Origin of the sequence: Providencia manganoxydans (genome assembly GCF_016618195.1) — a bacterium.
Classification (GTDB): Bacteria; Pseudomonadota; Gammaproteobacteria; order Enterobacterales; family Enterobacteriaceae; genus Providencia; species Providencia manganoxydans.
Genome location: NZ_CP067099.1, coordinates 1,033,619 through 1,058,164, shown reverse-complemented (window position 1 = coordinate 1,058,164; position 24,546 = coordinate 1,033,619). Strand labels below are relative to the sequence as shown.

At 40.3% G+C, this 24,546-nt stretch carries 28 protein-coding genes, 1 tRNA gene and 2 pseudogenes; 25 read left to right on the top strand and 6 right to left on the bottom strand.

The window, feature by feature from the left end:
• Positions 1-290: 290 nt before the first annotated feature.
• The 9 genes from rsmE (at position 291) to hemW (ending at position 7,118) form a co-directional block, all read left to right on the top strand.
• On the top strand, positions 291-1,022 hold the full coding sequence (gene rsmE / locus JI723_RS04630; RefSeq protein WP_070926560.1) for a 16S rRNA (uracil(1498)-N(3))-methyltransferase: 732 nt from the start codon (positions 291-293) through the stop codon (positions 1,020-1,022).
• Positions 1,023-1,031: 9 nt separating this feature from the next.
• Positions 1,032-1,979: a glutathione synthase gene (gene gshB / locus JI723_RS04625; RefSeq protein ID WP_070926562.1), complete on the top strand. Its 948-nt coding sequence runs from the start codon at positions 1,032-1,034 to the stop codon at positions 1,977-1,979.
• Between the two features lie 151 nt (positions 1,980-2,130).
• A complete protein-coding gene (locus JI723_RS04620; RefSeq protein ID WP_070926564.1) occupies positions 2,131-2,694 on the top strand; it encodes a YqgE/AlgH family protein in 564 nt (187 codons plus the stop codon).
• The gene (gene ruvX / locus JI723_RS04615; protein ID WP_272580319.1) at positions 2,694-3,113 is read left to right on the top strand and encodes a Holliday junction resolvase RuvX; all 420 of its coding nucleotides are present in this window, start codon (positions 2,694-2,696) and stop codon (positions 3,111-3,113) included. The genes JI723_RS04620 and ruvX overlap by 1 nt, the downstream gene beginning before the upstream one ends.
• 125 nt (positions 3,114-3,238) lie before the next feature.
• Positions 3,239-3,931 (top strand): YggS family pyridoxal phosphate-dependent enzyme, encoded by a 693-nt coding sequence (locus tag JI723_RS04610; RefSeq protein WP_140187577.1) that lies wholly within the window; start codon positions 3,239-3,241, stop codon positions 3,929-3,931.
• A 21-nt stretch (positions 3,932-3,952) separates the two neighbouring features.
• Positions 3,953-4,774, top strand: a complete 822-nt coding sequence (gene proC, locus JI723_RS04605; RefSeq protein WP_319066751.1) for a pyrroline-5-carboxylate reductase — start codon at positions 3,953-3,955, stop codon at positions 4,772-4,774.
• Positions 4,775-4,792: 18 nt separating this feature from the next.
• Positions 4,793-5,377 carry a YggT family protein gene (locus JI723_RS04600; protein WP_070926570.1) on the top strand — a complete coding sequence of 195 codons (585 nt, stop codon included), beginning with the start codon at positions 4,793-4,795 and terminating at the stop codon, positions 5,375-5,377.
• 15 nt (positions 5,378-5,392) lie between these two features.
• Entirely contained in the window at positions 5,393-5,986 is a 594-nt protein-coding gene (locus JI723_RS04595; RefSeq protein ID WP_319066752.1) for an XTP/dITP diphosphatase, read from the top strand.
• Entirely contained in the window at positions 5,979-7,118 is a 1,140-nt protein-coding gene (hemW, locus tag JI723_RS04590; RefSeq protein WP_140182041.1) for a radical SAM family heme chaperone HemW, read from the top strand. Before JI723_RS04595 ends, hemW begins: the two co-directional genes overlap by 8 nt.
• 35 nt (positions 7,119-7,153) lie before the next feature.
• Here the strand turns inward: hemW and JI723_RS04585 are convergent, their stop codons facing one another.
• The 5 genes from JI723_RS04585 to trmB all read right to left on the bottom strand — a co-directional run bounded on the left by JI723_RS04585 (position 7,154) and on the right by trmB (position 11,113).
• Positions 7,154-8,104, bottom strand: a complete 951-nt coding sequence (locus tag JI723_RS04585) for a siderophore ABC transporter substrate-binding protein (RefSeq protein WP_070927039.1) — start codon at positions 8,102-8,104, stop codon at positions 7,154-7,156.
• Positions 8,105-8,285: 181 nt separating this feature from the next.
• The gene (locus tag JI723_RS04580; RefSeq protein ID WP_140182043.1) at positions 8,286-9,011 is read right to left on the bottom strand and encodes a DUF2884 family protein; all 726 of its coding nucleotides are present in this window, start codon (positions 9,009-9,011) and stop codon (positions 8,286-8,288) included.
• A 21-nt stretch (positions 9,012-9,032) separates the two neighbouring features.
• Complete coding sequence (glsB, locus tag JI723_RS04575; RefSeq protein ID WP_070926578.1) at positions 9,033-9,959, bottom strand: glutaminase B; 927 nt, start codon at positions 9,957-9,959, stop codon at positions 9,033-9,035.
• A 102-nt stretch (positions 9,960-10,061) separates the two neighbouring features.
• Positions 10,062-10,394, bottom strand: a complete 333-nt coding sequence (locus JI723_RS04570) for a YggL family protein (protein WP_070926580.1) — start codon at positions 10,392-10,394, stop codon at positions 10,062-10,064.
• Positions 10,394-11,113 (bottom strand): tRNA (guanosine(46)-N7)-methyltransferase TrmB, encoded by a 720-nt coding sequence (trmB, locus tag JI723_RS04565; RefSeq protein ID WP_070926582.1) that lies wholly within the window; start codon positions 11,111-11,113, stop codon positions 10,394-10,396. Before trmB ends, JI723_RS04570 begins: the two co-directional genes overlap by 1 nt.
• A 272-nt stretch (positions 11,114-11,385) precedes the next feature.
• Here trmB and mutY point away from each other — a divergent pair, with 272 nt between their 5' ends.
• The 5 genes and pseudogenes from mutY to JI723_RS19975 all read left to right on the top strand — a co-directional run bounded on the left by mutY (position 11,386) and on the right by JI723_RS19975 (position 14,982).
• Positions 11,386-12,450 carry an A/G-specific adenine glycosylase gene (mutY, locus tag JI723_RS04560; protein WP_070926584.1) on the top strand — a complete coding sequence of 355 codons (1,065 nt, stop codon included), beginning with the start codon at positions 11,386-11,388 and terminating at the stop codon, positions 12,448-12,450.
• Positions 12,450-12,719 (top strand): oxidative damage protection protein, encoded by a 270-nt coding sequence (locus JI723_RS04555; RefSeq protein ID WP_070926586.1) that lies wholly within the window; start codon positions 12,450-12,452, stop codon positions 12,717-12,719. Before mutY ends, JI723_RS04555 begins: the two co-directional genes overlap by 1 nt.
• 55 nt (positions 12,720-12,774) lie before the next feature.
• Complete coding sequence (gene mltC, locus JI723_RS04550) at positions 12,775-13,848, top strand: membrane-bound lytic murein transglycosylase MltC (RefSeq protein WP_070926588.1); 1,074 nt, start codon at positions 12,775-12,777, stop codon at positions 13,846-13,848.
• Positions 13,849-14,039: 191 nt separating this feature from the next.
• Positions 14,040-14,115 (top strand) — tRNA-Phe (locus JI723_RS04545).
• Positions 14,116-14,268: 153 nt separating this feature from the next.
• Positions 14,269-14,982, top strand: a pseudogene (locus JI723_RS19975) (tyrosine-type recombinase/integrase).
• A 181-nt stretch (positions 14,983-15,163) separates the two neighbouring features.
• On the opposite strand, the pseudogene JI723_RS04535 reads toward JI723_RS19975, so the two are convergent.
• Positions 15,164-15,372, bottom strand: a pseudogene (locus tag JI723_RS04535) (IS6 family transposase); the annotation flags it as partial.
• Positions 15,373-16,029: 657 nt separating this feature from the next.
• Between JI723_RS04535 and JI723_RS04530 the strand changes: the two are divergent.
• The 11 genes from JI723_RS04530 (at position 16,030) to JI723_RS04480 (ending at position 24,485) form a co-directional block, all read left to right on the top strand.
• Positions 16,030-16,371: a helix-turn-helix domain-containing protein gene (locus JI723_RS04530; protein ID WP_272580320.1), complete on the top strand. Its 342-nt coding sequence runs from the start codon at positions 16,030-16,032 to the stop codon at positions 16,369-16,371.
• A 72-nt stretch (positions 16,372-16,443) separates the two neighbouring features.
• Positions 16,444-16,974 (top strand): fimbrial protein, encoded by a 531-nt coding sequence (locus tag JI723_RS04525; RefSeq protein WP_272580321.1) that lies wholly within the window; start codon positions 16,444-16,446, stop codon positions 16,972-16,974.
• Between the two features lie 76 nt (positions 16,975-17,050).
• The gene (locus tag JI723_RS04520) at positions 17,051-17,587 is read left to right on the top strand and encodes a fimbrial protein (RefSeq protein WP_337979805.1); all 537 of its coding nucleotides are present in this window, start codon (positions 17,051-17,053) and stop codon (positions 17,585-17,587) included.
• Between the two features lie 94 nt (positions 17,588-17,681).
• Positions 17,682-20,351, top strand: coding sequence for an outer membrane usher protein (locus JI723_RS04515; protein ID WP_272580323.1), 2,670 nt, complete (start codon positions 17,682-17,684; stop codon positions 20,349-20,351).
• A gap of 52 nt (positions 20,352-20,403) precedes the next feature.
• On the top strand, positions 20,404-21,180 hold the full coding sequence (locus JI723_RS04510) for a fimbria/pilus periplasmic chaperone (protein ID WP_272580324.1): 777 nt from the start codon (positions 20,404-20,406) through the stop codon (positions 21,178-21,180).
• A gap of 47 nt (positions 21,181-21,227) precedes the next feature.
• Positions 21,228-21,836: a fimbrial protein gene (locus JI723_RS04505; RefSeq protein WP_272580325.1), complete on the top strand. Its 609-nt coding sequence runs from the start codon at positions 21,228-21,230 to the stop codon at positions 21,834-21,836.
• Between the two features lie 9 nt (positions 21,837-21,845).
• Positions 21,846-22,382: a fimbrial protein gene (locus JI723_RS04500; protein ID WP_272580326.1), complete on the top strand. Its 537-nt coding sequence runs from the start codon at positions 21,846-21,848 to the stop codon at positions 22,380-22,382.
• 15 nt (positions 22,383-22,397) lie between these two features.
• The gene (locus tag JI723_RS04495; protein ID WP_272580327.1) at positions 22,398-22,895 is read left to right on the top strand and encodes a fimbrial protein; all 498 of its coding nucleotides are present in this window, start codon (positions 22,398-22,400) and stop codon (positions 22,893-22,895) included.
• A 10-nt stretch (positions 22,896-22,905) separates the two neighbouring features.
• Complete coding sequence (locus JI723_RS04490) at positions 22,906-23,403, top strand: fimbrial protein (RefSeq protein WP_272580328.1); 498 nt, start codon at positions 22,906-22,908, stop codon at positions 23,401-23,403.
• 56 nt (positions 23,404-23,459) lie between these two features.
• Positions 23,460-23,918: a fimbrial protein gene (locus tag JI723_RS04485; RefSeq protein WP_272580329.1), complete on the top strand. Its 459-nt coding sequence runs from the start codon at positions 23,460-23,462 to the stop codon at positions 23,916-23,918.
• A gap of 24 nt (positions 23,919-23,942) precedes the next feature.
• The gene (locus JI723_RS04480) at positions 23,943-24,485 is read left to right on the top strand and encodes a fimbrial protein (protein ID WP_272580330.1); all 543 of its coding nucleotides are present in this window, start codon (positions 23,943-23,945) and stop codon (positions 24,483-24,485) included.
• Positions 24,486-24,546: the final 61 nt, after the last annotated feature.

Below are 24,546 nucleotides of genomic sequence, written 5' to 3'. Positions count from 1 at the left end.
GTAACTTGCAGTATGACGTGTATATACTCGTTATATGCTAACAATATACCGTGATTCGTCTTTTCCCCATACACAGTAATTCCGATGTAAATCATCGTTTTATCCTTTATAATCAACGGTTTTTTTAAATCCACTAAATATATACACCCTACCAATGCCACACAAAGTAGACTACAAAAACGGTTCAAATCACTATAAACTTAAGTGTCTCCCTTGCATTTAGGGATTTAAACCCCATATTTTATTTTTGCTATCTGTATTTTTAACCTTGTATTTTTTAAGGAAAAATTATGCGCATCCCACGCATTTATCACCCTGAGCCACTCCAAACCAATACAACAATCGCTCTTGACGATGATGCTGCTAACCATGTCGGCCGCGTTCTTCGCATGACGGCAGGCCAAAAGCTTGAGTTATTTGATGGGACAAATCAGGTTTTTAGCGCTGAAATATCAGAAGCAAGTAAAAAGAAAGTCTCGGTCAATATTGTCAGCAGCCAATTTGATGACAGAGAATCACCATTAGATTTGCACCTTGGGCAGGTCATTTCCCGCGGTGAGAAAATGGAGTTTACCATTCAAAAATCGGTAGAACTTGGTGTTAATACCATTACGCCATTATTGTCAGAACGTTGTGGCGTGCGTTTAGATGGCGAAAGACTCGAAAAAAAATTACTACAGTGGCAGAAGATAGCCATTGCCGCTTGTGAGCAATGTGGTCGTAACCGCATCCCACAAATCCGTCCTATCCAATCTCTTGAAGCATGGTGTGCAGAGGACGACGGTGGGTTTAAAATCAATTTACACCCTAGAGCAACACAAAGTATCAATACATTGCCCGCCGAATTAAATAAAGTTCGCCTATTAATCGGCCCTGAAGGTGGGTTAAGTGATGAAGAAATCGCAATGACAGCCAATTATCAATTTACCGATATTTTGTTAGGGCCAAGAGTATTAAGAACAGAAACGACTGCGCTAACCGCAATCACCGCACTACAAGTGCGCCTAGGTGACCTAGGTTAAGGAGAAAAAATGATCAAGCTCGGTATAGTAATGGATCCTATTTCATCCATTAAAATCAAGAAAGATACTAGTTTTGCTATGATGCTGGAAGCTCAACGTCGTGGTTATGAAATTCACTATATGGAGATGAATGATCTCTATTTATACCAAGGCGAAGCACGCGCAACCACTAAGGTTGTCACCGTCGAAGAAAACCCAAGCAAATGGTATGAATTCAAGTCTGAACAAGATATAGCCCTCGGCTCTCTTGACGCGATTTTAATGCGTAAAGATCCCCCTTTTGATACTGAGTTTATTTACGCAACCTATATCCTTGAACGAGCCGAACAAGCCGGCGCTTTGATTGTTAACAAACCACAAAGCCTACGTGACTGTAACGAAAAATTGTTTACGGCATGGTTCCCTGAATTAACACCAGATACCCTCGTCACCCGTAGTGCTAAACAACTACGTGAATTCCACCAAAAACATGGTGATGTTATTTTTAAACCTCTTGACGGTATGGGTGGCGCATCTATTTTCCGCCTGAAACAAGATGATCCTAACGTCGGTGTTATCATTGAAACGCTGACAGAACACGCAACGCGTTACTGCATGGCACAAAACTATCTTCCTGCCATTAAAGAGGGGGACAAACGTGTGTTAGTGGTTGATGGTGAACCTGTCCCATACTGCCTTGCTCGTATTCCTGCACAAGGGGAAACCCGCGGTAACCTTGCTGCTGGTGGACGTGGTGAGGCTCGCCCTCTTAGTGAAAGTGATTGGGCCATTGCCCGCGCTGTTGCACCAACCTTAAAAGCTAAAGGCCTATATTTTGTTGGACTGGATATTATTGGTGATAGACTGACTGAAATTAACGTGACAAGTCCAACTTGTGCTCGTGAAATCGAAGCTGCTTATGATGTTTCCATTACAGGTATGCTGATGGATGCTATTGAGCGCGATATCAGAAAATAATATTTTCTATCCGTTATACTTCAAGTTATGTGTGTGTTGATGATGCTCAGCGACATGTAACTTGGATTGTTTCAAGTATATTTAAGATGAAAAGGCAAAAACTCGTCTTTTCCTAATCAACCGATCAAAGTAGGCAATAAATAACCCATTTATGAACTTACAAAATCATTTTTTGATAGCCATGCCATCCTTGACTGATCCCTATTTTGAGCAATCAGTGGTCTATGTGTGCGAGCACAATGAAAAAGGGGCGATGGGGATCGTCATTAATAAACCTATTGATGACTTTTCGGTCAGTACTATGTTGGAAAAGTTAGAAATTACGATTTCTACTGACACAAATGCAAGTAACCTAGCAAAACCGGTAATTGCAGGTGGTCCCGTTGCTGAAGAGCATGGTTTTATTTTACATACGCCAATCAAAGGGTTTGCATCTAGTTTGCACCTTAATGATGATATGATGGTCACCACGTCTAAAGATATTTTAGAAACCCTTGGTAGCGAACGCCATCCAATACAATCTTTAGTTGCATTAGGCTATGCAAGCTGGGAACCAGGCCAACTTGAAAATGAAATCATGGAAAATAGCTGGTTAACTGTCGAAGCAACGCCAGAGCTGGTTTTTAACACACCAATCAAAGATCGCTGGCAAGCAGCTGCAAATCTATTGGGGATCAATATTCAAACTATTTCTATGCAGGCAGGGCATGCATAATGTCTAGCAGAACACTTCTCGCCTTTGATTTCGGAACAAAAAGCATTGGCGTTGCCATTGGCCAAGAAATTACTGGCACAGCTCGCGCTTTAACCTCCCTCAAAGCCAATGACGGTCGCCCTGACTGGCAACAAATAGAAAAACTATTGAAGGAATGGCAACCACAATTAGTAATTGTCGGCCTTCCTTTGAATATGGATGGCACCGAACAATTAGTGACCAGCCAAGCGCGTAATTTTGCTAATCGTATTCATGGTCGTTTTGGTGTAAAGGTAGAGCTTCACGATGAACGTCTTTCAACGGTTGCTGCAAAAGCCGATCTATTTGAGCAAGGTGGCTACCGAGCTTTAAGTAAAGGCAAAGTGGACTCCGCTTCTGCGGTTGTGATCTTAGAAAGTTGGTTTGATCAGCACCTATAAATATAAAGGTTATCTTTTGTCGTGTAATTTTTATTAATCTACGCACGCAAAGGTGCCGTTATAAAGCAATATGCTTTACACTAGGGGCATTGTTGATTATCCACCTAATGTAATTGAACAGAATAATGACCATTCAAAGTAATATCTCTGATGTAAAAGCACGCATTGAACAAGCGGCCACAGAATGTCATCGCTCTTCACATGACATCACACTTCTTGCGGTTAGCAAAACCAAGCCTTGTGACGCTATTTTAGAGGCCATTGCAGCTGGGCAGCGTCAATTCGGTGAAAATTATGTTCAAGAAGGTGTTGAAAAAATCCAATTTTTCTCTGATAGAACCGATCTCGTTTGGCACTTTATCGGCCCATTACAATCAAATAAAAGCCGTCTTGTTGCTGAACATTTCGATTGGTTTCATACCCTTGATCGTGAAAAAATCGCTCAGCGCCTCAATGATCAGCGCCCTAGCGATAAAGCACCATTAAACGTATTAATTCAAATTAATATTAGTGATGAAAATAGTAAATCAGGGATCCAACTTGAGCAGCTGGACGAACTTGCTAAGTATGTCAGTCTACAGCCTAATTTAGTACTACGTGGCTTAATGACAATCCCTGCACCTGAAACTGATTATCAACGCCAGTGCTCAGTTTTCCGCAAAATGGAAAACGCGTATCAGCAATTACAAGCACACTACCCTAGTGTCGATACCCTTTCTATGGGTATGACTGATGATATGGCAGCAGCCATTCATTGTGGTTCTACCCTAGTACGAATTGGTACCGCTATTTTTGGTGCTCGAGACTATCAACGGTAAAACGGTAATAAGGAGAACAGCATGCAACATCGAAAAATCGCATTTATTGGCGCTGGAAATATGGCGAATGCAATTATTGCTGGATTAGTTAGCCATGGTTACCCTGCCTCTATGATCACGGTTTGCTCACCAACCCCTGTTCGCCGTGATAAAATAGCTCAACAATATGGCATTATCAGTAGTAGTGATAATGTATCCGCTGTACAACAAGCCGATGTGATTGTCTTAGCAGTAAAACCGCAAATGATGGAACAAGTCTGCCAACCACTGCAAAATGCGGCTGACTTCAGTAAAAAACTACTATTAACCATTGCCGCTGGGATCCCTTCACAGCGTTACCATGATTACTTAGCCCAACCGTTGCGGTTGATCCGTATTATGCCGAATACGCCATCGCTAGTGGGTAAGGGAGTCAGCGGGTTATATGCCGAAGCAACAGTAAGTACTGAAGACAAGCAATTCGCAGAACAACTCATGCAGAGTGTTGGGACAACAATCTGGTGCAAAAAAGAACAAGAAATAAATAATATTATTGCTGTTACAGGCAGCTCACCCGCTTATTTCTTTTTGTTTATGGAATCAATGCAACAAGCCGCGGAAAATCTGGGATATACTGCTGAGCAAGCACATGAATTAGTGTTAAACGCTGCCGAAGGTGCCATCGCGCTCGCCAAATCACAAAATGAAACCGCCTTTGCAACCCTGCGTGAGCAAGTCACCTCAAAAGGGGGTACTACTGCCATGGCATTAGCACAATTTTATGAACATCACCTTCCGCAAACGGTCGCAACCGCAATGCAAAGTGCGATCTCACGGGCAGAAGAAATGGAAAAACTTTTTTAATTAATAGCAGGACGAGATATGCAGACCTTACTTTTTGTTGTTACCACCATTATTCAACTTTATATTTTTGTCCTACTGCTACGTGTTTGGATGCAATGGGTACGTGCTGATTTTTATAACCCATTTTCACAATTTGTGGTCAAAGCAACTAAGCCTATCGTGACCCCATTACGTCGCGTCATACCTGCTATTGGCCCAATCGATACTGCATCAGTGGTGGTCGCGTTTGTCTTAGCGCTTGCCAGTATTATTTTTAGCCTTTGGGCAACGAATACTTTACCCATTATGGGGATCACCATCATCCCAATTGGGATTATTTTACTGCTTACTTATATCGGTAAATTAATTTTTTGGATGATATTAATTAGGGCGATAATGAGTTGGGTTAGTCAAGGCCGTAACCCTATCGACTATTTGCTGTATCAATTAACTGAGCCATTAATGGCGCCAATTCGTCGCATTATCCCAGCAATGGGTGGATTGGATTTTTCTGCGATGATTGTCATGTTTATTTTGATTGCACTGAATTATTTACGTTTGGATGTATCACTGATGATAGACCCAACCTTAACAGGCATTCTCTATTCAATTGGTGTGATGTAATAAGAGTTATCAACAATGCAAAAAGTGGTTTTAGCAACCGGTAATCCGGGAAAAGTGAATGAACTAGCCGATCTCCTGCGTGATTTTGGGATGGACATTATTGCCCAAACCTCTCTAGGCGTTGAGTCCGCAGAAGAAACAGGGCTGACATTCATTGAAAATGCGATCTTAAAGGCTCGCCATGCAGCAAAACAGACTGGACTGCCTGCTATTGCAGATGACTCAGGGATCTCTGTCGATGCACTTGGTGGTGCTCCAGGTATCTACTCTGCGCGTTATGCAGGTGAAGATGCCACCGATGAGCAAAATTTGCATAAATTATTAGATGCCATGAAATCAGTGCCTGATGGACAGCGTCAGGCACAATTTAACTGTGTGCTCGTTTATTTACGTCATGCAGAAGACCCTACTCCTCTGGTATTTCATGGTCGCTGGCACGGTGTGATCACCCATGAACCTTGTGGTCAGGGGGGGTTCGGCTACGATCCTATTTTTTATGTACCTGAGCTTAACTGTACCTCAGCAGAACTGAGTAAATCAGAGAAACAAGCCGTTTCACACCGTGGGAAAGCATTAGCTATGCTGCTGGATGCACTCAAAAATGCTTAAGCTGCCACCATTAAGTCTGTATATTCATATTCCTTGGTGTGTACAAAAGTGCCCATATTGTGATTTCAACTCACATACTCTGAAAGGGGAAATCCCCCAGAGAGAGTATGTTGAGCATCTACTGCAAGATTTAGATCACGATGTTGCATTAATAGGCGATCGCTCGGTTAAAACTATTTTTATCGGTGGCGGGACGCCAAGTTTGTTAAGTGCTGAATCAATGCAAATGTTGATGGATGGCGTCCGCCAGCGCGTCAATCTCGATCTTCAAGCTGAAATCACCATGGAAGCCAACCCAGGAACCGTCGAAGCAGAACGTTTTTCAGGTTACCAAGCGGCAGGTATTAATCGTATCTCCATAGGTGTACAAAGCTTTGGCGATGATAAATTAATTGCACTTGGCCGTATTCATGGCCCACAAGAAGCCAAACGGGCGGCTAAGTTAGCCACTGAGCTCCATCTGCGCAGTTTTAACTTAGATTTAATGCATGGATTGCCGTCGCAGACCCGTGATGAAGGCTTGTCAGATCTACGCCAAGCGATAGAGTTATCACCTCCGCACCTGTCTTGGTATCAGTTAACCATTGAACCAAATACACAATTTGGCTCACGTCCACCGACACTGCCTGATGATGACACTTTGTGGGACATTTATTCACAAGGCCACCAGCTACTCACCGCCGCGGGTTATCAACAATATGAGACCTCCGCGTATGCTAAACCCGGTTATCAATGCCAACATAATTTAAATTATTGGCGCTTTGGCGATTATCTAGGGATAGGCTGTGGTGCTCATGGTAAGGTTACATGTACTGATGGACGTATTTTACGTACCATCAAAACCAAGCATCCACGTGGCTATATGGAAGGACGTTACTTACAACAATCCTATAATGTCGCCGCAGAAGACCTGCCATTTGAATATTTTATGAACCGTTTTAGGCTATTAGAAGCCATGCCGCGAAATGAGTTTAGTGATTATACAGGGCTACCGGAATCCACAGTCAGAGCGGCATTGGATGACGCTTTGCAAAAAGGCTATATCACTGAAACTGAACATGAATGGCAAATTACAGAACACGGTAAATTGTTTTTAAACTCACTATTAGAGCTTTTTCTTGGTGAAGAGTAATAAGAACCCGCTTTAGTAGCGGGCTCTTAGTATCATTATAACGCTTTATCTACCGCATCAATCTGCTCAGTTAGACTCACTAAACCACCACCTGACAAATACCATAAGTCAGATTTAAGATAGGTGATCTTGCCATTTTTATAAGCTTTGGTTTCTTGAATATTTTTATCTTCAAAAACCGTTTTATCTAGCTTACCTGCGCCGATAGCTTCGCTGCGATCAACAATTAAAATCACATCAGGGTTAGCCTGCGCAATTGTTTTAGTATCAACGACGCGACGTTTTGATTTATCGGCTTCTGCCACTTCAGGCAATTCAGCACGCTGAGCTTTAACCACATCATACACAACGCTTTGGTTATTTGGGATCAATTTACCGTCATTATGTAGCAATACCAATACTTTGGATTGTGATTTTTGCGCTTTATCTTGCGCTAAGGCGATCGATTTATCTAATTGAGTTAGTTGAGCTTCGACGGCTTTTTGGTCACCATACAGATCACCAATTAAATTGATATTCGCTTTTACTGAGTCAATATAATGTTTGCTATCGATGCCTAAATTTACTGTTGGTGCAATCTTTGATAATGCATCATAAGACTTACCTTGGCGGCCTGTGATCACAATGAGATCAGGTTTTAATTCAGCAATTTTGGCGAGATCAGGTTCTTTCATTCCACCTGCATTGTGCATCGTTGCAGGAATGCTATCTTTAATATATGCAGGCGCATTCCCCATTGGTAATGCAATCACTTTATCGCCAAGCCCTAATTTCTGCATTGAATCATAAATACCAAAATCAAATAAAACCACCTTTTGCGGTTTTTTAGAGACTTCAGTTTCGCCCGATAAGTGCTTAATATTAAGCTTTTCAGTACCTTGAGCAATCACCGCGTTAGGGGTAAATGAGGCTGATTCAGCACTCAATGCATACGGTGCAGAAAAAGAGAGTAGAGAAACAAGGACAGCAGGAATGAATTTTTTCATATTAACAATACCAATAGTCACTAAGCCAAACACGCATTCTAGAATGAGAAGTGAATAAGTCAACTAAATAAGAATCAATTTCATTTCGATTCTTATTATTGATAATGTCATCACATTTTACTGATAACAAAAAGGCAGTAAACATCAATGCCTACTGCCTTTGATAAACGGTAGAAAAGATTTATTTGAGGGAGTTCATTAACGAAATGCGTTGCTGTTCTAAAGAGGTCACTTTACCGCATACTTGCTGGCCAAATTGTTGGAAACTGTTCTCTTGATTTTTCCATTCAGCTTCCAGATCTTGTTGTAAACCACCTAAATTACCGAGTAAGCCTTGTAAAGCCTTACTGCTATCACCACCAGAAAGCAGTTGTTTACGTCCCATCTCATTGATGCTGTCTTGTAACATACCGCCTAAGCTATCATTAACTAATTGGCGCCCTTGTGTTTCTACTTTATTCATTGCTTGGTGATGGAATGCGTAGCCATCAGCACGTGTCTCAATTACCTGATTAATTTGACCATTCAGATCACTTTCAAGCTTAGTTAAGCGCTTACGCACATTACTGTCATTGCCAATCACACGGATCACAACCTTATCTAAGGTATTCCTTGAAGCTGACAGTTTCTTTTGTGTTTCTTGTTTGATCCATGGGATATCGTTACGAACAGCAGTTTGGTAACGAATAGCTTGCTGCCGCTGTTGCTCTGTTACCGCCACGTTTTGACCATTTAAAGTCACATCACCTTGGGGGGTAATTTTCAAATCGCCATTGCTACCAACGACCTGAATATTAGCAGGCGTCATAAAGATATCGTCTTTAGGCGTCACTGAACATTTATAATCAGCAGCTTGGCTGGTTGCACAAGCCAATAGTGAAAATGCAATTAAAGTACGGCGTAACATAGTAACTCCTATTGATGATACTTAAAATACAGAACGACCAATGCGTTTTGATAATAGTTCGAGAGCTGCACATCCAACAAGTGAGTTGCCTGCTGAGTCTAACTCAGGTGCCCATACCGCAACAGAGAACTGATTCGGCACAATACAAACAATTCCCCCACCAACCCCTGATTTACCCGGCATGCCAATACGAAAAGCAAATTCACCTGAGCCATCATACATACCACAAGTCATCATTAAGGCATTAATCTGCCGCGATTGTAACGGTGTAATGATAGGGTCAACTGAGCATGATGACATCCCTTGAGAGGTCAAATAAGAGAAGCAACGCGCAAGCTCTACACAGCTCATACTTAGAGAACAATAATGAAAGTAAGTTTCGAGAACTGTAAGTACATTATTCTCAAAATTACCAAATGACTTCATTAAAAAAGCAATTGCCGCATTACGACTAGCATGATCCAACTCTGAGCGCGCCACTGTCATGTCATAGCTAATATCAGGTTCACAGGCCAACTTTCGGACAAACTCTAACATGCGCTGCTTTGGAGCACTTAAACGTGACTGCAACATGTCAGCAATGACAATCGCCCCTGCGTTAATAAAAGGATTACGAGGGATGCCTTTTTCCATTTCTAATTGAATTAATGAATTAAATGGCAAACCTGAAGGCTCTTTACCTACACGGCTCCAAATTTCCTTTTCTTCATAGCGCGTCATTGCCAATGTCAAACTAAGTACTTTTGATATTGATTGAATGGAAAAACGAGTTTCAGCATCACCCGCCATAAAAATATCGCCATCAGCGGTATTAACAGCGATACCTAATTGATGAGGAGAGACATTCGCTAACGCTGGAATATAATTTGCCACGGCCCCTTTGCCCACTAAAGGCCGCACTTGGTCTAAAATATCGTTCAGTAGCTGATTGGAAAATTGACTGCTCACTGCACTTCACTCCAGAAAACAAAGGCACCCTATAAGGATGCCTTGAAGCTGCTAACAAAGCAGGATAACGACTGTTGTCCTGCTTAATGTTCAGTTCTGAACTTACTCTTCCCACCAAACATCAAATAGCTCTGAAACAACGATATCTTTCATGCCTTTTGATTTCAGCCAGTTTTCAACGATTGCACGGTGCTCTTCAGTACATTTACCGATTTTTTGTAGGCAAACAATTCCTTCCCAGCTCATATAACCGCTAGCTTCAAAAGCTAAACCATTTGGTTCAATCGCTTCTGCAATCAATGCATCAACTGCACGATCGACTTCTTCGATTGGTGTGCCTTCTTCAAAGCTCCACTTAACGATAAAACCTAATTCTTGAAATTCATCAATACGTAATTTTTTGCGTAAACGACGACTGCGTTGTTGCTTAGCCATTATTTTGTCCTCTCAAACATTAAATCCCATACACCGTGCCCCAACCGCTGGCCGCGCTTTTCAAATTTTGTTTCTGGTCGTGTCTCAGGGCGAGGAACATAATCCCCTGTTGTTGACAGGTTTTTATAGCCTTGAGCATGAGTCATGACTTCTAACATATGCTCCGCATAAGGTTGCCAATCTGTCGCCATGTGGAAAACACCACCTACCGCAAGCTTAGTGCGGATTTTATCAGCAAAAGGCGTTTGCACAATACGACGCTTATTGTGTTTCGCCTTATGCCATGGATCAGGAAAGAATAACTGAACCATCGATAAGCTCCCATCTGGGATCATCGTGTCCAATACTTCGATTGCATCGTGGCACATCACGCGCAAGTTAGTGATATTTTCTTCTTTAGCTGATGCTAGACATGCACCGACACCCGGCGCATGAACCTCGATCCCCAAAAAGTTTTTTTCAGGGTTTTGTGCCGCCATCGTAACTAAAGACGCGCCCATACCAAAGCCAATTTCTAATACAACTGGGTTGGCGTTATTAAAAACAGCGGTAAAATCGAAAGGTTGAGGAACAAAATCAATGCCCATAGCCTCCCATTCACTTTGTAGCGCATCTTCTTGGCGTTGTGTCAGACGACCTTGGCGACGGACAAAACTACGAACGCGGCGCATAACCCGCCCTTCTTCATTATATTCTGGGGAAATGACGTTATTGATCATAATATAAAAGTTCTGAGAATTAATTGCCTAATCAAGTAAATATGCTAAAAATGACGATATCTGCCTACTATTTTCAACAAGTTAGTAAAATGACTAATAATACAGGCTTGATAGAAAGAGCAGGGAGTTTACCAAAACTCAACCAAGGTTGCAGGTGAAAATTGGATAACTTTACACTCAACCACACAATAAGCGGTTTACAGCTCGTCTTGTCTATGTTGCAATCCTGACTAACACTGATTTCAACCGATTTAATAAAAATAATATACTCAATGGAAGCTCAACAATTTTCGCTCGCCGTGCTTAACTGGTATCACAAATACGGTCGTAAGACCTTGCCATGGCAAAAAGAAAAGACCTCTTATCATGTATGGCTCTCTGAAGTGATGCTCCAACAGACACAAGTCAGTACTGTTATCCCTTATTTTGAAAAATTTATTAGTCGTTTTCCGGATGTGAAAGCACTAGCAGATGCCCCATTGGATGAAGTACTTCATTTGTGGACTGGTTTGGGTTACTACGCTCGAGCCAGAAACCTCCATAAAGCCGCCAAAGTTATCGCCGAACAGTTTCAAGGGCAATTTCCAACCACATTTGATGATGTTGTCGCCCTACCCGGTGTTGGTCGCTCTACCGCAGGCGCGATCCTTTCTCTCTCTCAACAACAGAACTACCCGATACTCGACGGCAACGTTAAGCGAGTATTAGCTCGTTGCTATGCGGTTGATGGCTGGCCTGGAAAGAAAGAAGTCGAAAACCGATTGTGGGAAATCAGTACTAATGTAACACCTAACGAGGGTGTCGAGTTTTTTAACCAAGCTATGATGGATTTAGGTGCCATGGTTTGCACACGCAGCAAACCTAAATGTGAACTATGCCCCCTAAATTTAGGCTGTGTGGCATATGCAAATCACTCATGGCAAAACTATCCCGGTAAAAAACCAAAACAAAAAATTCCTGAAAAAACAGCTTGGTTCTTGATTTTACAATATGAAAACCAAGTATGGCTTGAACAGCGCCCACCTTCTGGTATCTGGGGAGGGCTATTCGCTTTCCCTCAATTTGAAACGCAACAACTGATGAACCAATGGCTTACCCAATCAGGGATAAAACATGATGTTCCAGAACAATTAATTGCGTTTCGCCACACTTTCAGCCATTTTCATCTGGATATTATTCCTGTTAAAGTGAGTATTCAGGCATTTACTTCAGCGATGGATGAAGGTAAAGGACTTTGGTATAACTTAAATCTCGGTGCAACAATCGGCCTCGCTGCGCCGGTTGAAAGCTTACTTCAACAGCTTGCCGTACCGCCTGATCTTCTGAGGAAAAAATAATGAGTAGAACTATTTTTTGTACTTTTTTACAACGTGATGCTGATGGGCAAGATTTCCAACTTTACCCAGGCGAGCTAGGAAAACGTATTTTTAATGAAATTTCAAAAGAAGCTTGGGGTCAATGGATGACAAAGCAAACCATGCTAATCAATGAAAAAAAATTGAACACGATGAATCCTGATGATCGTAAGATGCTTGAACAAGAAATGATTAAGTTCCTATTTGAAGGACACGATATTCATATCGACGGCTACACACCCGAAAAATAATTGATTGGTCTACCGACATTTTTTGGTAGACCGCTTTTTAAATACTGTGGAATATATGAAAAAACTGCTCGCATTGACGCTGCTGGTGCCTTTATTGATCTCCTGCTCCAGCAATAAAGAGTCTGATTATAATCCCAATTATGTGAAAGATACCAATGGGTTCGATATCCTTATGGGCCAATTTGCTCATAATATTGAAAACATTTGGGGGATCAAAGAAGTCCTGATTGCAGGACCAAAAGACTATGTAAAATATACTGATGAATACCGCACACGTAGTCATATCAATTTTGATGCAGGTACCATCACAGTAGAAACAATTTCTGCTGTAGAGCCCTCAGAACACCTAAAAAAAGCAATTGTTACCACCCTACTTATGGGTGATGACCCTAATTCTATCGATCTGTATTCTGATATTAATGATATCCCTCACAGTAAAGAGCCTTTCTTGTTTGGGCAAGTATTAGATAATACAGGTGAAGCCATTCGCTGGGAATGGCGAGCAACTAAATATGCAGACTACTTAGTTACTAACAAATTACAACGCCGTCAATCAGGTATGAATGTTGTCTGGAGTGTCACCATGCAGCTAGTACCTAACCACTTAGACAAACGTGCCCACAAATATTTACCGTTTATCAAAAAAGCTTCAGCTAAATATGGTGTTGATGAATCACTTATTTTAGCCATCATGCAAATTGAATCGAGTTTCAACCCTTATGCAGTTAGCCGTTCAGATGCATTGGGATTAATGCAGATCATGCCTAACACAGCAGGTAAAGATGTCTTCCGCTCACAAGGTAAGTCTGGTGTACCTAGCCGTAGTTACCTATTTGATCCTGAAAAAAATATCGATACGGGTACTGCCTATTTAGCAATTCTGCAAAACAGCTATTTGGGTGAGATCCAAAACCCAACCTCACGTCGTTATGCGGTAATAACAGCCTATAATGGTGGTGCTGGTAGTGTGCTAAGAGTGTTCCATAATGATAAAAAACAGGCCGCAGTCAAAATTAACAATTTAGAACCGGGTGACGTTTATGAAACCCTTTCAACTAAACACCCTGCTGCTGAGTCCCGCAATTATCTGATTAAAGTAAATAAGGCACAGAAAAACTATCGTCGTTAACAATGATAGTCTCTAGTACAAAAAACACTCGTTTAAACCTATCGTTTGCGAGTGTTTTTTATTTTTTCTGCTTTTTTATTATTCATCTTGCTCAATCATTGTCTAACATGTTGAAAAAAAGCGCATCCGGTAGAAAGTTTTGTGGATCTGCCTTGACTCCCACAGTGAAATCAGGTTTAATACGCCTCGTTGCCCGGATAGCTCAGTCGGTAGAGCAGGGGATTGAAAATCCCCGTGTCCTTGGTTCGATTCCGAGTCCGGGCACCACTTTCACTTCTACAGTGGTTCCCTCAAGTCAAGCAAACTCCTATATATTTCTTGCATTATCAATCATCTAACTTCACCGAACTCAACCTAAATTAAATGTCTGTTGGCAGCTTTTTCACGGACTCACCGTGTTTAATATAATTTATATCCCTTATTAAGACATTCAGCGCCTGCCAGATACAGACTACCAAACCTAAAGACAAAGAGTATAAACTCTCTAATGCGCGTGGGTTTTACCTTCTCGTTAAACCTAATAGCGCTCGTTTCTGGCAAATAAAATATCGCTTCGCAGGTAAAGAGAAAAAATTATCGCTTGGTGTATAACCTGATATTTCTCTTGCTGAGACCTCTCCTTTAGAAATAAGCACTTCCTGAGAGCTAACAAAAGCTTTCCGAAAATACAAACATCCCTATTACCCGTTTAGCCGATAAACACTGTTACTAACAGGAGTGAGAACGATTGAGATTAGAGCCGCTAGTTGGAGCGCGTTTGATTTTAATAATGCACTCCCGAAGGAAGAATAAAGATGCGCAGGCTACACTCTGCGCCTCTTTCTTAACAAGTGCCTGAGATATTAAAAGAAGTACATGTTTTTACGGATCAATATCAACCGATTTTTCCGGGAGCGCTGTAACGTTAATCAACCAATGAATGAAGCCAATATGAGCATGATTTTAAAGCGAATTGGGTATGATGGTTAAAAGACAAGGCATGACTTTCGCCACACCATGAATACAATCTTATATGAGCAAGGATTTAATAATGCATGGATTAAAACTCAACTGGCACATAAGGATAAAAACACTATTCAAGGCATCTATAACCATGTGCAATATTTGGAAAGAAGAAAAAAAATGATGCAGTGATATGCGGATTATATTGATGAGTCAGAGCATAAATCAAACTGAATAATTTCTTTATGCCATCTTTGCGAATATTCATAAAGGTGGTTATTACATAGATTTTATTTTTTATTTTGAATACTGATATCAAGCTATCATTTAACCTACTTCGACAAGTATACAGCCACCTGAACACCCACAACTGAGTAAATTGTGATTTTTTAAGTTTTTTTCGTAATACAGGCGCATGTTCGATAAACCAGCTATAAATCATCGAACGATGAAATGAAATCTCACGTTCACCTAGCATATCACTAATATTGGCATAGCTTAATAGTGTTGAGCTGTACCAACATAAACATCAAAGGGTAATCGTAGTGCGAAATGCTTACATTTGAACTCATTTGGTAGTATGAGTTTTTCTAAAGAGCTAATCAACAGCGTGAGTGTTTCTTATTTAGATAATTTTTGTAGCAAGCCCCTAGAAATAGAGCGGCATTGCCGCGATGCTTACACCTACGGCAAGCTTATTTTCAAACGCCAGATGAGTTTAATAAATAAACATATACAAATCAATTCATTATGATATTTCATGGTATTTTTATAAAATTAATTTTTCATTATAAAAGCAGTCACAGAAAGGCCTAAAAGGGTATTTGCGAATAAATAGGGAATGGTTAAAGAACCTAAAATAGGTGTATTTTTTTGCTTTTACCCACACATATGTTACAAGATAATGCAAATTATTAATATGTGTTAATTTCAGATTAAACTATTGTTTTTTTATTTTCTTATGAATTATAAATCTACATTTACGTTATCAAGTTTTGACTAATTAAAATTTTAAAAAATTAATTTTCCTAATTTAACCACTTGATATTCAGCTAAATTTAAAAAAGTATTAAGAGTTGTAACATGACAGTAATTACGGAAAAGTCCGATAGAGGGCGTTTGATTTTTAATCCTTACACTTTATAATTGTACCGAGTTAAACCTGATATGTTATATATTTTCATTTAATTACTAATTTTAAATTGGTAATTATTTTCATCCATTGGAAAGATTACTAATATGAATTTTGAAAAAAATAAAACTAATAGTCAGTGCGATAACCAGGACAATCAATTTTCAATTTACTGTGGAGCTGTTATTAAAAAAATCAGAAAAGAGTCTGGAATAACTGGCACCGAACTAGCCAAGAAATTAAATATTTCGCAGCAACAGATGTCTCGATATGAACGAGGTATTAATAAGATTTCAGTAGATACGTTATTTAATTTATCAATAGCATTGAATGTCCCATATGAAAAAGTAATTAAAAATGCTTTACTTGAAATGGAAAAATCAAATTGTGATGATGAGTCAATGTTGAAAAAGTTAATAATGGCTTCTAATACCGTTCATTTTTATTAATCATAATAGAATAAATGTTTTGTAGTAATAGAAATAAATCAAGTTATTTACTTATAATTCATAGAGGAATATATGAAAAAAATTTTTTTATTAGCATTAGTTTCTGGTGTTATGAGCTCTTCTGTATTTGCTGCGGATATGGGCCATGGAAAAGTGAATTTTAAAGGCTCCATTATTGATGCACCATGTTCTATTTCACCAGATTCAATTGATCAAACTGTTGAACTTGGGCAAATATCAAATATAGCGTTAGTTGCTGGCGGTAAGTCTAGCCCAAAAACTTTTGATATCGCTTTAGAAAATTGCGATATAGCAGCATTAGAAAAAGGCGTTCAATTAACATTTAGCGGTGCAGCGGCTTCATTTGATAATACAAATAAAACTTTAGGTATCGTTGGTACTGGTGCAGGAGCAGGTATACAAATTACAAATGGGGGTGGAAATATCATTACGTTAGGTACACCAACACCATTCCAAGATATTCAAGATGGAAATAATACCCTGCGTTTCTCGGCGTATTTAATGGGTAATGGTGGTGATATTAAAACTATTACTGCCGGTGAATTTAGCTCTATAGCTGACTTTACGCTGTCATACGAATAATCAATATTTAGTAGCTAGCAAAAAAGGATATTTTGCTGGCTTATTTCAAATGGAAACCAGCGTAGGAGAGGAAGCTATGAAATATTTAATGATCAGTAGGCTGCTTTCGTTGAGTCTTAGTATGTATTCTCTCATAAATATTTCCCCTGCCAATGCACTAGGTTTGGTAAAGATGAGTGGCAGTATCATTGAAACAGCCTGTGCTATTGATGTTGGTAGCCGTGATCAAACTATTAATATGGGAAGCCTCTCTCTGAGTGATATCCGTCGAGATGGTCAAGGCCCAGTACATCCGTTTGTTATTAAGTTAGTTAATTGTGTTCTTGAACGTCAAAACCCGAATCAACCTAATTGGCAATACTTTCGAGTCACCTTTGATGGTGCACATCAACACGGATTATTTAGTGTGAATGGACAAGCCAAAGGTGTTGGACTACAAATTCAACGTAATGATGGCGGAGAAATTATTGTTCCAGGACAAGCTCTATCTGCTCAAACTTTGACGCAAGGTTCCCGTGATTTAGCTTACGAATTAAGGTTGGTAGCTAATCATACTCCATTAGTATCAGGGCAGTACTACAGCCAATTAAGCTTTAAATTGGATTATGAATAATCCAATTATTAATTTTATATGTCAAAACCAAGTATTGATTTTGAATCAAAAAGCTAAATGGTTTTATTAATAAAAAAGAAATAAGAAGGTCGAGATGATGGCCCTAGGTTTTATTCATATGCCGTTGTTACGGGTAAGCCGTCCTCGGTTGATGGGACTACTTATTGCTTTATCCCTAAGTTGTAATAGCTACGCTGAGCAGATTGAATTTAATACTGATATTTTAGATGTCAATGATCGCGCAAATATTAATTTAGCTCAGTTTTCACGTCCAGGCTTTTTAATGCCAGGGGAATATCGTTTTTCTATTTTTATAAATAAGCATCAACTACCTGAACAAACCGTATTTTATTATGTACCCGATGGTCAGACAGATGAGAGCGAGGCCTGTTTAAGCCCTACATTAGTTGAGCAACTTGCACTTAAACCTGATTTATTGCCAACCCTAAAATGGTGGCATGATGGGCAGTGTTTATCACTAGAAAGCTTACCGGGCACTGAAGTTAAAGGGGATTTAGCTGTTTCCGCTTTATATATCAGTTTACCACAAGCGTATTTGGAATATACAGCCGAAAACTGGGATCCACCTGCTCGTTGGGAAGATGGATTACCTGGCGCTCTTTTTGATTATAACCTCAATGCACAGGTTGGTCAGCAAACTCGAGGTGGACAACGAACAAATGTCAGTGCCAGCGGTAATGGTGTTGCGGGTGTTAACTTAGGTGTATGGCGTATGCGTGCTGATTGGCAAATGCGTTTAGACAAACAGCAAGGACAAGATACTTCTAGTTCATTAGATTGGTCTCGATACTATGTCTACCGTGCAATTAAATCTCTCGGGGCAAAACTCACTTTAGGTGAAGATTATTTAGCCTCAGATATTTTTGACAGTTTTCGATTTACGGGACTCAGCCTGATCACCGACATCAATATGTTACCACCTAATTTACGGGGATATGCCCCCGAAATAACAGGTGTAGCTAAAAGTAATGCTACCGTTATTGTGAGCCAGCAAGGCCGTATTATTTATCAAACACAAGTTGCCGCTGGCCCTTTTCGTATTCAAGACTTAAATGATGCACTATCCGGTGAGATTAATGTTGAAGTTAAAGAACAAGATGGCTCAATTCAAACGTTTACGGTGAATACAGCCAGTGTTCCTTATCTCACTCGCCCAGGCCAATTGCGTTATAAGCTTGCCGCTGGACGTCCAACTGATTGGCGCCACCACGTGAGCGGTGAAACATTTGCCAGCGGCGAGTTTTCGTGGGGAGTAAATAACGGTTGGTCATTATATGGTGGCGGCGTTGCAGCGGAGAATTATGCTTCCGCTGCGGTTGGTATCGGTCGAGATCTGATGATGTTTGGCGCGCTGTCTTTTGATATCACCCATGCGCGTTCACGGTTAAAAGGGTTAACTGAAGTCGGCGATAAAACGTATCACGGTAATTCATATCGCTTGAGCTATTCAAAACGATTTGATGCCTACAATAGCCAAGTGACATTTGCAGGATATCGTTTTGCTGAGCAAGGTTTTATGAGTATGTCTGAGTACTTAAATGCCCAGTCTACGGGTGTCCGCCAGTATAGCAATAAGGAAATGTATACGGTTTCCTATAACCAACAATTTCCGGAGTTGGGGCTCAGTGCCTATATAAACTATTACCATCAAACCTACTGGGATCAGCCTGATAATGACCGTTATAGTCTGTCTTTAGCACGTTATTTTGATATCGGGAAATGGAAAAATTTAAGTGTTAACCTGACGGCTTATCGAAATCGTTATCAGCAGACTAATGATGATGGCGCCTACCTTTCCCTTTCATTACCTTGGGGGGAGAGTGGCTCGCTTAGCATGAACAGCAGTTGGGATGAGCGTGATAATTCTCAACGAGTCAGTTATTACGATCGATTAGATGAACGTACTAATTACCAATTAAGTACCGGATGGTCTCGTTCTGGTGGGTTAGTGAGTGGTTATTACACACATCAAGCTGATTTGGCTCAAATAAATGCAAATGCCACTTATCAGCAAGATAGATATCGTTCTGCTGGCTTATCACTTCAAGGTGGTTTTACGGCGATTAAGCAAGGTGTGGTGATGCATCGTGGTAATCAGCTTGGTGGGACTCGAATTTTTGTTGATACGGATGGTGTTCCGAATATCCCATTACGAGGTTATGGCTCAACTATTCGAACAAACTATTTTGGTCAGGCTGTATTAACAGATGTGAACAGTTATTACCGTAATCAGGTCAGTGTCGATTTAAATACATTACCTGAAGATGCTCAGGTATCACAATCGATTAAGCAAGGTACCTTAACAGAAGGTGCTATTGGTTACCGCCAGTTTGATGTTGTCGCTGGACACAGTGCAATGGCCTTATTGCGTTTATCTGATAATAGTTTTCCCCCATTTGGAGCACAAGTTTTCAATATAAAAGGCCAACAAGTGGGAATGGTGGGGGATGATGGGAGTACGTATTTAACTGGGCTCAACCCTAACGATAAATTACAAGTTCATTGGGATGACAAAGCACAATGTGAAATCACCTTACCTAAAATATTACCGAAGAGTGACACGTTGTTGACGAATTGGTTATTACCGTGCGATGCGACTGGCATCTTACCCATAGAGCAGACACAGATAGTTGTTGAATCGAATACAGCGAGTTTACCGTCATTATCTACGCCTCATTCATTAATTTCTGAGGTATCAGATAAGTCGGGTTTGGCCAGCTCACCGAGCTGGTTAAGAAAATAAAAAATAACATGATTGAAGAAGATTATCCCTACTTCATACTAAGGTAAAAAATATGTTACAGAGTAATAAAACCAATAAAAAAATTCATCACCCAATTGCCATTTTTTGGGTTGGGGCAGCGTTGATATCCGCAACACTGTCTTCCGCACAAGCTGCAGTCGCTTTAGATCGCACACGTGCAATTATGACGGGTGAAGATAAATCTATTAGCTTAAATATCAGTAATGAAAATAAACAATTACCTTATTTAGCGCAAGGCTGGATTGAAAATGCCCAAGGTGAAAAAATCACGGAACCTTTTACGGTATTACCTCCCGTTCAGCGTGTTGAGCCTGGTGCTAAAAGCCAAGTAAAAATTCAAGCACTACCGAGTGTCGCGTCGCTGCCGCAAGACAGGGAATCCGTTTATTATTTCAATCTACGTGAAATCCCACCTAAAAGTGATAAACCGAACACACTTCAGCTGGCATTACAAACACGAATTAAGTTGTTTTATCGCCCAAAGGCGATCATTCCAACTCGCCAACAAATGGATAATCCATGGCAAGAAAAAATCACCCTCACTCGTCAAGGTGACCAATACAGTGTGGAGAATCCAACGCCGTATTTTGTAACGCTTGTTGATGCTGCTTCAGTGAAAGATGGAAAAACAGTCGCGGGGTTTGAACCGTTGATGGTTGCACCTAAAAGCAGTTTGCTTATGGGGGGGAGTACAAAAGCCTTAGGAAGTAAGCCTGTACTCACTTATATCAATGATTATGGTGGGCGACCAACGTTGATGTTTACTTGTCAAGATAATCGCTGTCATGTGGTATCAGATAAACAGTAGCTTAGAACAAGATGACGTTAAAGCAGATTTCAACGCAGGAGAGCCTCATGAAAGAAGCCAATAAGATACCTCATTGTATGATGGCGTGCGGTTTAGGATTGTCCTTACTCAGTAGCACAGCACTCAGTGCTGAACTCGATAAAGTGGATAACTGGGATGTCGATGGTGCTAATGGCACATTATATGTACACGGAGCTTTAACGGAAAGTGCTTGTCGATTAGCGATGTCGTCAGCATATCAAACAGTTGAACTGGGGATATTAGGCACAGGGCAATTACAGAAAGTTGGTCAAACAGGTACCCCTGTCGCGGTACAACTGCGTTTAGAAGATTGTTTAAGTGGTGAAAGTCGTAATCGTAATAAACTCGGAAACTTATTGTGGAGTCCTGATATGCCTGCAATGAAAATTCGTTTTTTGGCAGAGGCGGACAATCAAAGCCCACAATTAGCTGCCGTTACGGGGGCGCAAGGAATCGCATTACAATTGAGTAATGCTTCTTATCATCCTATTGCAATAGGGCAATACAGTACTCCTGAGCTCGTTTCTCCAGGGCAGAATCAATTGACTTATTATATTACCCCGATCCGTACTACAGCAGGATTAAGTTCGGGAGCTTATCAAGCAATTATTCGCTTTCAGGTCAGTTATGATTAGGAGTTAACGATGTTATTGATACAGCATTTGACCATAGGGATTAAAGGCTTTATTACGCTCAGCTTTCTTTTTTTTAGCTCGCTGTTATTTGAAAGTCTATTTCATGTCGTACGTGCCGATACTGCAAATCTGAATTTAACGTTGACCATTACGATGCCTCCACAGTGTACGTTTGGTGGTGGTAGTTCAATACAAATTGTACGTTTTGAAGAGGTACAACAAGGATTAATTGATGGAGTGAGTTATAAGCGAACTCCTATTGATACCGGGTTATCTTGCAGTGCATTAGAAAAAAATGCGTTGAATATGTCGTTGTCATGGGATCCGGTAACCTTTAATGGCGTTTCTGCTATCAGTACAAACCGAACAAATTTGGGTATTGCCATTTATCGGGATTCGACTCGCTTAAGTAACGGCGCATCAATTAACTTTACCTATGGCAATTCTCCGAACTTGTATGCGGTACCGATAAAACCTAGTGGTGTAATGCTTAGTGATGCGGGATCTTTCACTGGCACAATGACTGTGACGTTAAATTATCAATAAATGTGGGACTATCTCATGAATAATACTCTCTTTGTTCGGTGTTTTATCGGCCTGCTTTGTTTATTAAGTCCGATATTATCACGAGCATTGGATGTCTATTTTACAGGAACATTGGTTGTCACGCCGCCAGAATGTACCGTGAATAGTGGTACAGTGGCAAATGTGAATTTTGGCGATATCCATGAAACACTGATTGACAATAGCAGTTATAAACGCACACGTATTGATTACACCTTAAATTGTACACATGTCTATAGCAATGCATTAAAAATGACGGTCAGTTGGAACCCGATTACGCTAAATGGGCAAAATGTCATTCGTACTGGTCGAACGAATCTCGGGATAGCGGTTTATCAGGATTCGACTCGATTAAGTAATGGTGATGTTGTGAATTTCACTTATGGTAGCAATCAGCCCGCGCTTTATGCGGTGCCAGTAAAACCCTCGGGAACAGTATTAACTGACGGCGGAAATTTTAATGGGACATTAACTTTTGTGGTGGATTACCGTTAAGGAGAATAAGATGAAATTTATTTACCGACAACAAGTGGCACTCTGCTTTTTTTGTGTAATAAGCTCTCCATTTGCATTAGGGTTAGAGGCAAACCTTTACGGTAATTTAATTGTGACGCCACCTGAATGCATTCTAAATAACAATGCTCAAGCAGCGATTCATTTTGGTGATATTTTATTAACGCGCATTGACGGTGATAACTACTTACAAACATTGCCATTGAGTCTATCGTGCACAGGATTAGCAAAAAATAATCTAACATTGACATTAAAAGGTGATGCGACATCGTTTAATAGCGGTGAAGAATTAAAAACAAGCAACGATAAACTAGGCATTGCTTTTTATGTCAATAATGTTCGACAAGCGATTAATAAACCAGTGAATATTAATTACACCTCTTTGCCTTCTTTAAAAGCCGCACCGATTAAAAATATGAGCGAGGGCTTTAATGATACAGATGGCGGTAGTTTTACTGCATTGGCGACATTAAAGGTGGACTATCAATGAAAAAGTCACTGATAAGCACAAGTCAACGTTATTTATGTAGTGTAGGCGGGCTCTTCATGATGATGTCCTCAGCAGTAGAAGCTAATTGGTTTTTTGATGGTACGCTCGTACTCCCTCCTGCCTGTGAATTAGGGCAAACTAATCCCGTACGCGTTTCTTTTGGAAAGGTAGGGGTCCGTAAAGTGGATGGGAATCTATTTAAACAAGACATACCGTATCAATTGAATTGCCAAGGTGACTTAACTCAACCGTGGAATGTGACATTGACGTTCAGTGGAATACTTGCTGGTTCGGGATTTGATAATGCAACATTACGCACAATTAGCCCTATGAATAACGGAAAATTAGGTATTCAAATTCAAAAGGACGGGATACCGTTAGAACTGAACAAAGCGTTTGCAATTAACAGTTCAAAGCCCCCAAAATTATCGGCGGTTCCGATTAAGCGCGCAGGAACGGAGCTGGTTGGTGATAATTTTTCTGCGACCGGGACATTGACCATCGATTTTCAATGAAACGATAAAAGGGAAATAAGAAAAATGCAAATACCATTACGTCAATTATGGTCTTTAGTCTTGTCACTAAGTCTAGTTGGAGTACCGCTTTGTGCGCAGTCGGAAACCGTACAATTTGATGGAACATTGGTTGAGGACGCTTGTGAAGTATATCCTGGCGATGAAAATATCGAATTGGATTTTGGTACTATTGTAGACAAATATTTGTATTTGAATACACGAACACACAGCCAGCCATTTACAATTAGGTTAATTAATTGTGATTTAGTGTTGGGTAAAGAAGTTCAAGTAACCTTTATGGGAACTGAAAGTACAGCATTACCCGGATTATTAGCACTTAATGCAGGGAGCCAAGCAAATGGGATCGCTATTGGTTTTGAAACTCAAAGTGGCGAACCTATCTCGTTAAATAGATCAAAGGACTATACTCAACAACTCAAAGTCAGTGACACCAATAACATCAATTTGAAAGCTTATGTTCAAGGCGAACCTAACGCCCTTCGCGATAAATCCATTGCACGCGGAACTTTCGAGGCTACTACCACTTTTATTCTTGAATATGAATAACTCTAAAGAAATGGCTAATTTTTTGTTAACTATTCAAAATAACAATACTACATAAATATAA

Bases quoted from the DNA above. Each gene is read 5' to 3' on its own strand.
- rsmE (WP_070926560.1), top strand. From the start codon at position 291: ATGCGCATCCCACGCATTTATCACCCTGAGCCACTCCAAACCAATACA.
- gshB (WP_070926562.1), top strand. From the start codon at position 1,032: ATGATCAAGCTCGGTATAGTAATGGATCCTATTTCATCCATTAAAATC.
- JI723_RS04620 (WP_070926564.1), top strand. From the start codon at position 2,131: ATGAACTTACAAAATCATTTTTTGATAGCCATGCCATCCTTGACTGAT.
- ruvX (WP_272580319.1), top strand. From the start codon at position 2,694: ATGTCTAGCAGAACACTTCTCGCCTTTGATTTCGGAACAAAAAGCATT.
- JI723_RS04610 (WP_140187577.1), top strand. From the start codon at position 3,239: ATGACCATTCAAAGTAATATCTCTGATGTAAAAGCACGCATTGAACAA.
- proC (WP_319066751.1), top strand. From the start codon at position 3,953: ATGCAACATCGAAAAATCGCATTTATTGGCGCTGGAAATATGGCGAAT.
- JI723_RS04600 (WP_070926570.1), top strand. From the start codon at position 4,793: ATGCAGACCTTACTTTTTGTTGTTACCACCATTATTCAACTTTATATT.
- JI723_RS04595 (WP_319066752.1), top strand. From the start codon at position 5,393: ATGCAAAAAGTGGTTTTAGCAACCGGTAATCCGGGAAAAGTGAATGAA.
- hemW (WP_140182041.1), top strand. From the start codon at position 5,979: ATGCTTAAGCTGCCACCATTAAGTCTGTATATTCATATTCCTTGGTGT.
- JI723_RS04585 (WP_070927039.1), bottom strand. From the start codon at position 8,104: ATGAAAAAATTCATTCCTGCTGTCCTTGTTTCTCTACTCTCTTTTTCT.
- JI723_RS04580 (WP_140182043.1), bottom strand. From the start codon at position 9,011: ATGTTACGCCGTACTTTAATTGCATTTTCACTATTGGCTTGTGCAACC.
- JI723_RS04570 (WP_070926580.1), bottom strand. From the start codon at position 10,394: ATGGCTAAGCAACAACGCAGTCGTCGTTTACGCAAAAAATTACGTATT.
- trmB (WP_070926582.1), bottom strand. From the start codon at position 11,113: ATGATCAATAACGTCATTTCCCCAGAATATAATGAAGAAGGGCGGGTT.
- mutY (WP_070926584.1), top strand. From the start codon at position 11,386: ATGGAAGCTCAACAATTTTCGCTCGCCGTGCTTAACTGGTATCACAAA.
- JI723_RS04555 (WP_070926586.1), top strand. From the start codon at position 12,450: ATGAGTAGAACTATTTTTTGTACTTTTTTACAACGTGATGCTGATGGG.
- mltC (WP_070926588.1), top strand. From the start codon at position 12,775: ATGAAAAAACTGCTCGCATTGACGCTGCTGGTGCCTTTATTGATCTCC.
- JI723_RS04530 (WP_272580320.1), top strand. From the start codon at position 16,030: ATGAATTTTGAAAAAAATAAAACTAATAGTCAGTGCGATAACCAGGAC.
- JI723_RS04525 (WP_272580321.1), top strand. From the start codon at position 16,444: ATGAAAAAAATTTTTTTATTAGCATTAGTTTCTGGTGTTATGAGCTCT.
- JI723_RS04520 (WP_337979805.1), top strand. From the start codon at position 17,051: ATGAAATATTTAATGATCAGTAGGCTGCTTTCGTTGAGTCTTAGTATG.
- JI723_RS04515 (WP_272580323.1), top strand. From the start codon at position 17,682: ATGATGGCCCTAGGTTTTATTCATATGCCGTTGTTACGGGTAAGCCGT.
- JI723_RS04510 (WP_272580324.1), top strand. From the start codon at position 20,404: ATGTTACAGAGTAATAAAACCAATAAAAAAATTCATCACCCAATTGCC.
- JI723_RS04505 (WP_272580325.1), top strand. From the start codon at position 21,228: ATGAAAGAAGCCAATAAGATACCTCATTGTATGATGGCGTGCGGTTTA.
- JI723_RS04500 (WP_272580326.1), top strand. From the start codon at position 21,846: ATGTTATTGATACAGCATTTGACCATAGGGATTAAAGGCTTTATTACG.
- JI723_RS04495 (WP_272580327.1), top strand. From the start codon at position 22,398: ATGAATAATACTCTCTTTGTTCGGTGTTTTATCGGCCTGCTTTGTTTA.
- JI723_RS04490 (WP_272580328.1), top strand. From the start codon at position 22,906: ATGAAATTTATTTACCGACAACAAGTGGCACTCTGCTTTTTTTGTGTA.
- JI723_RS04485 (WP_272580329.1), top strand. From the start codon at position 23,460: ATGATGATGTCCTCAGCAGTAGAAGCTAATTGGTTTTTTGATGGTACG.
- JI723_RS04480 (WP_272580330.1), top strand. From the start codon at position 23,943: ATGCAAATACCATTACGTCAATTATGGTCTTTAGTCTTGTCACTAAGT.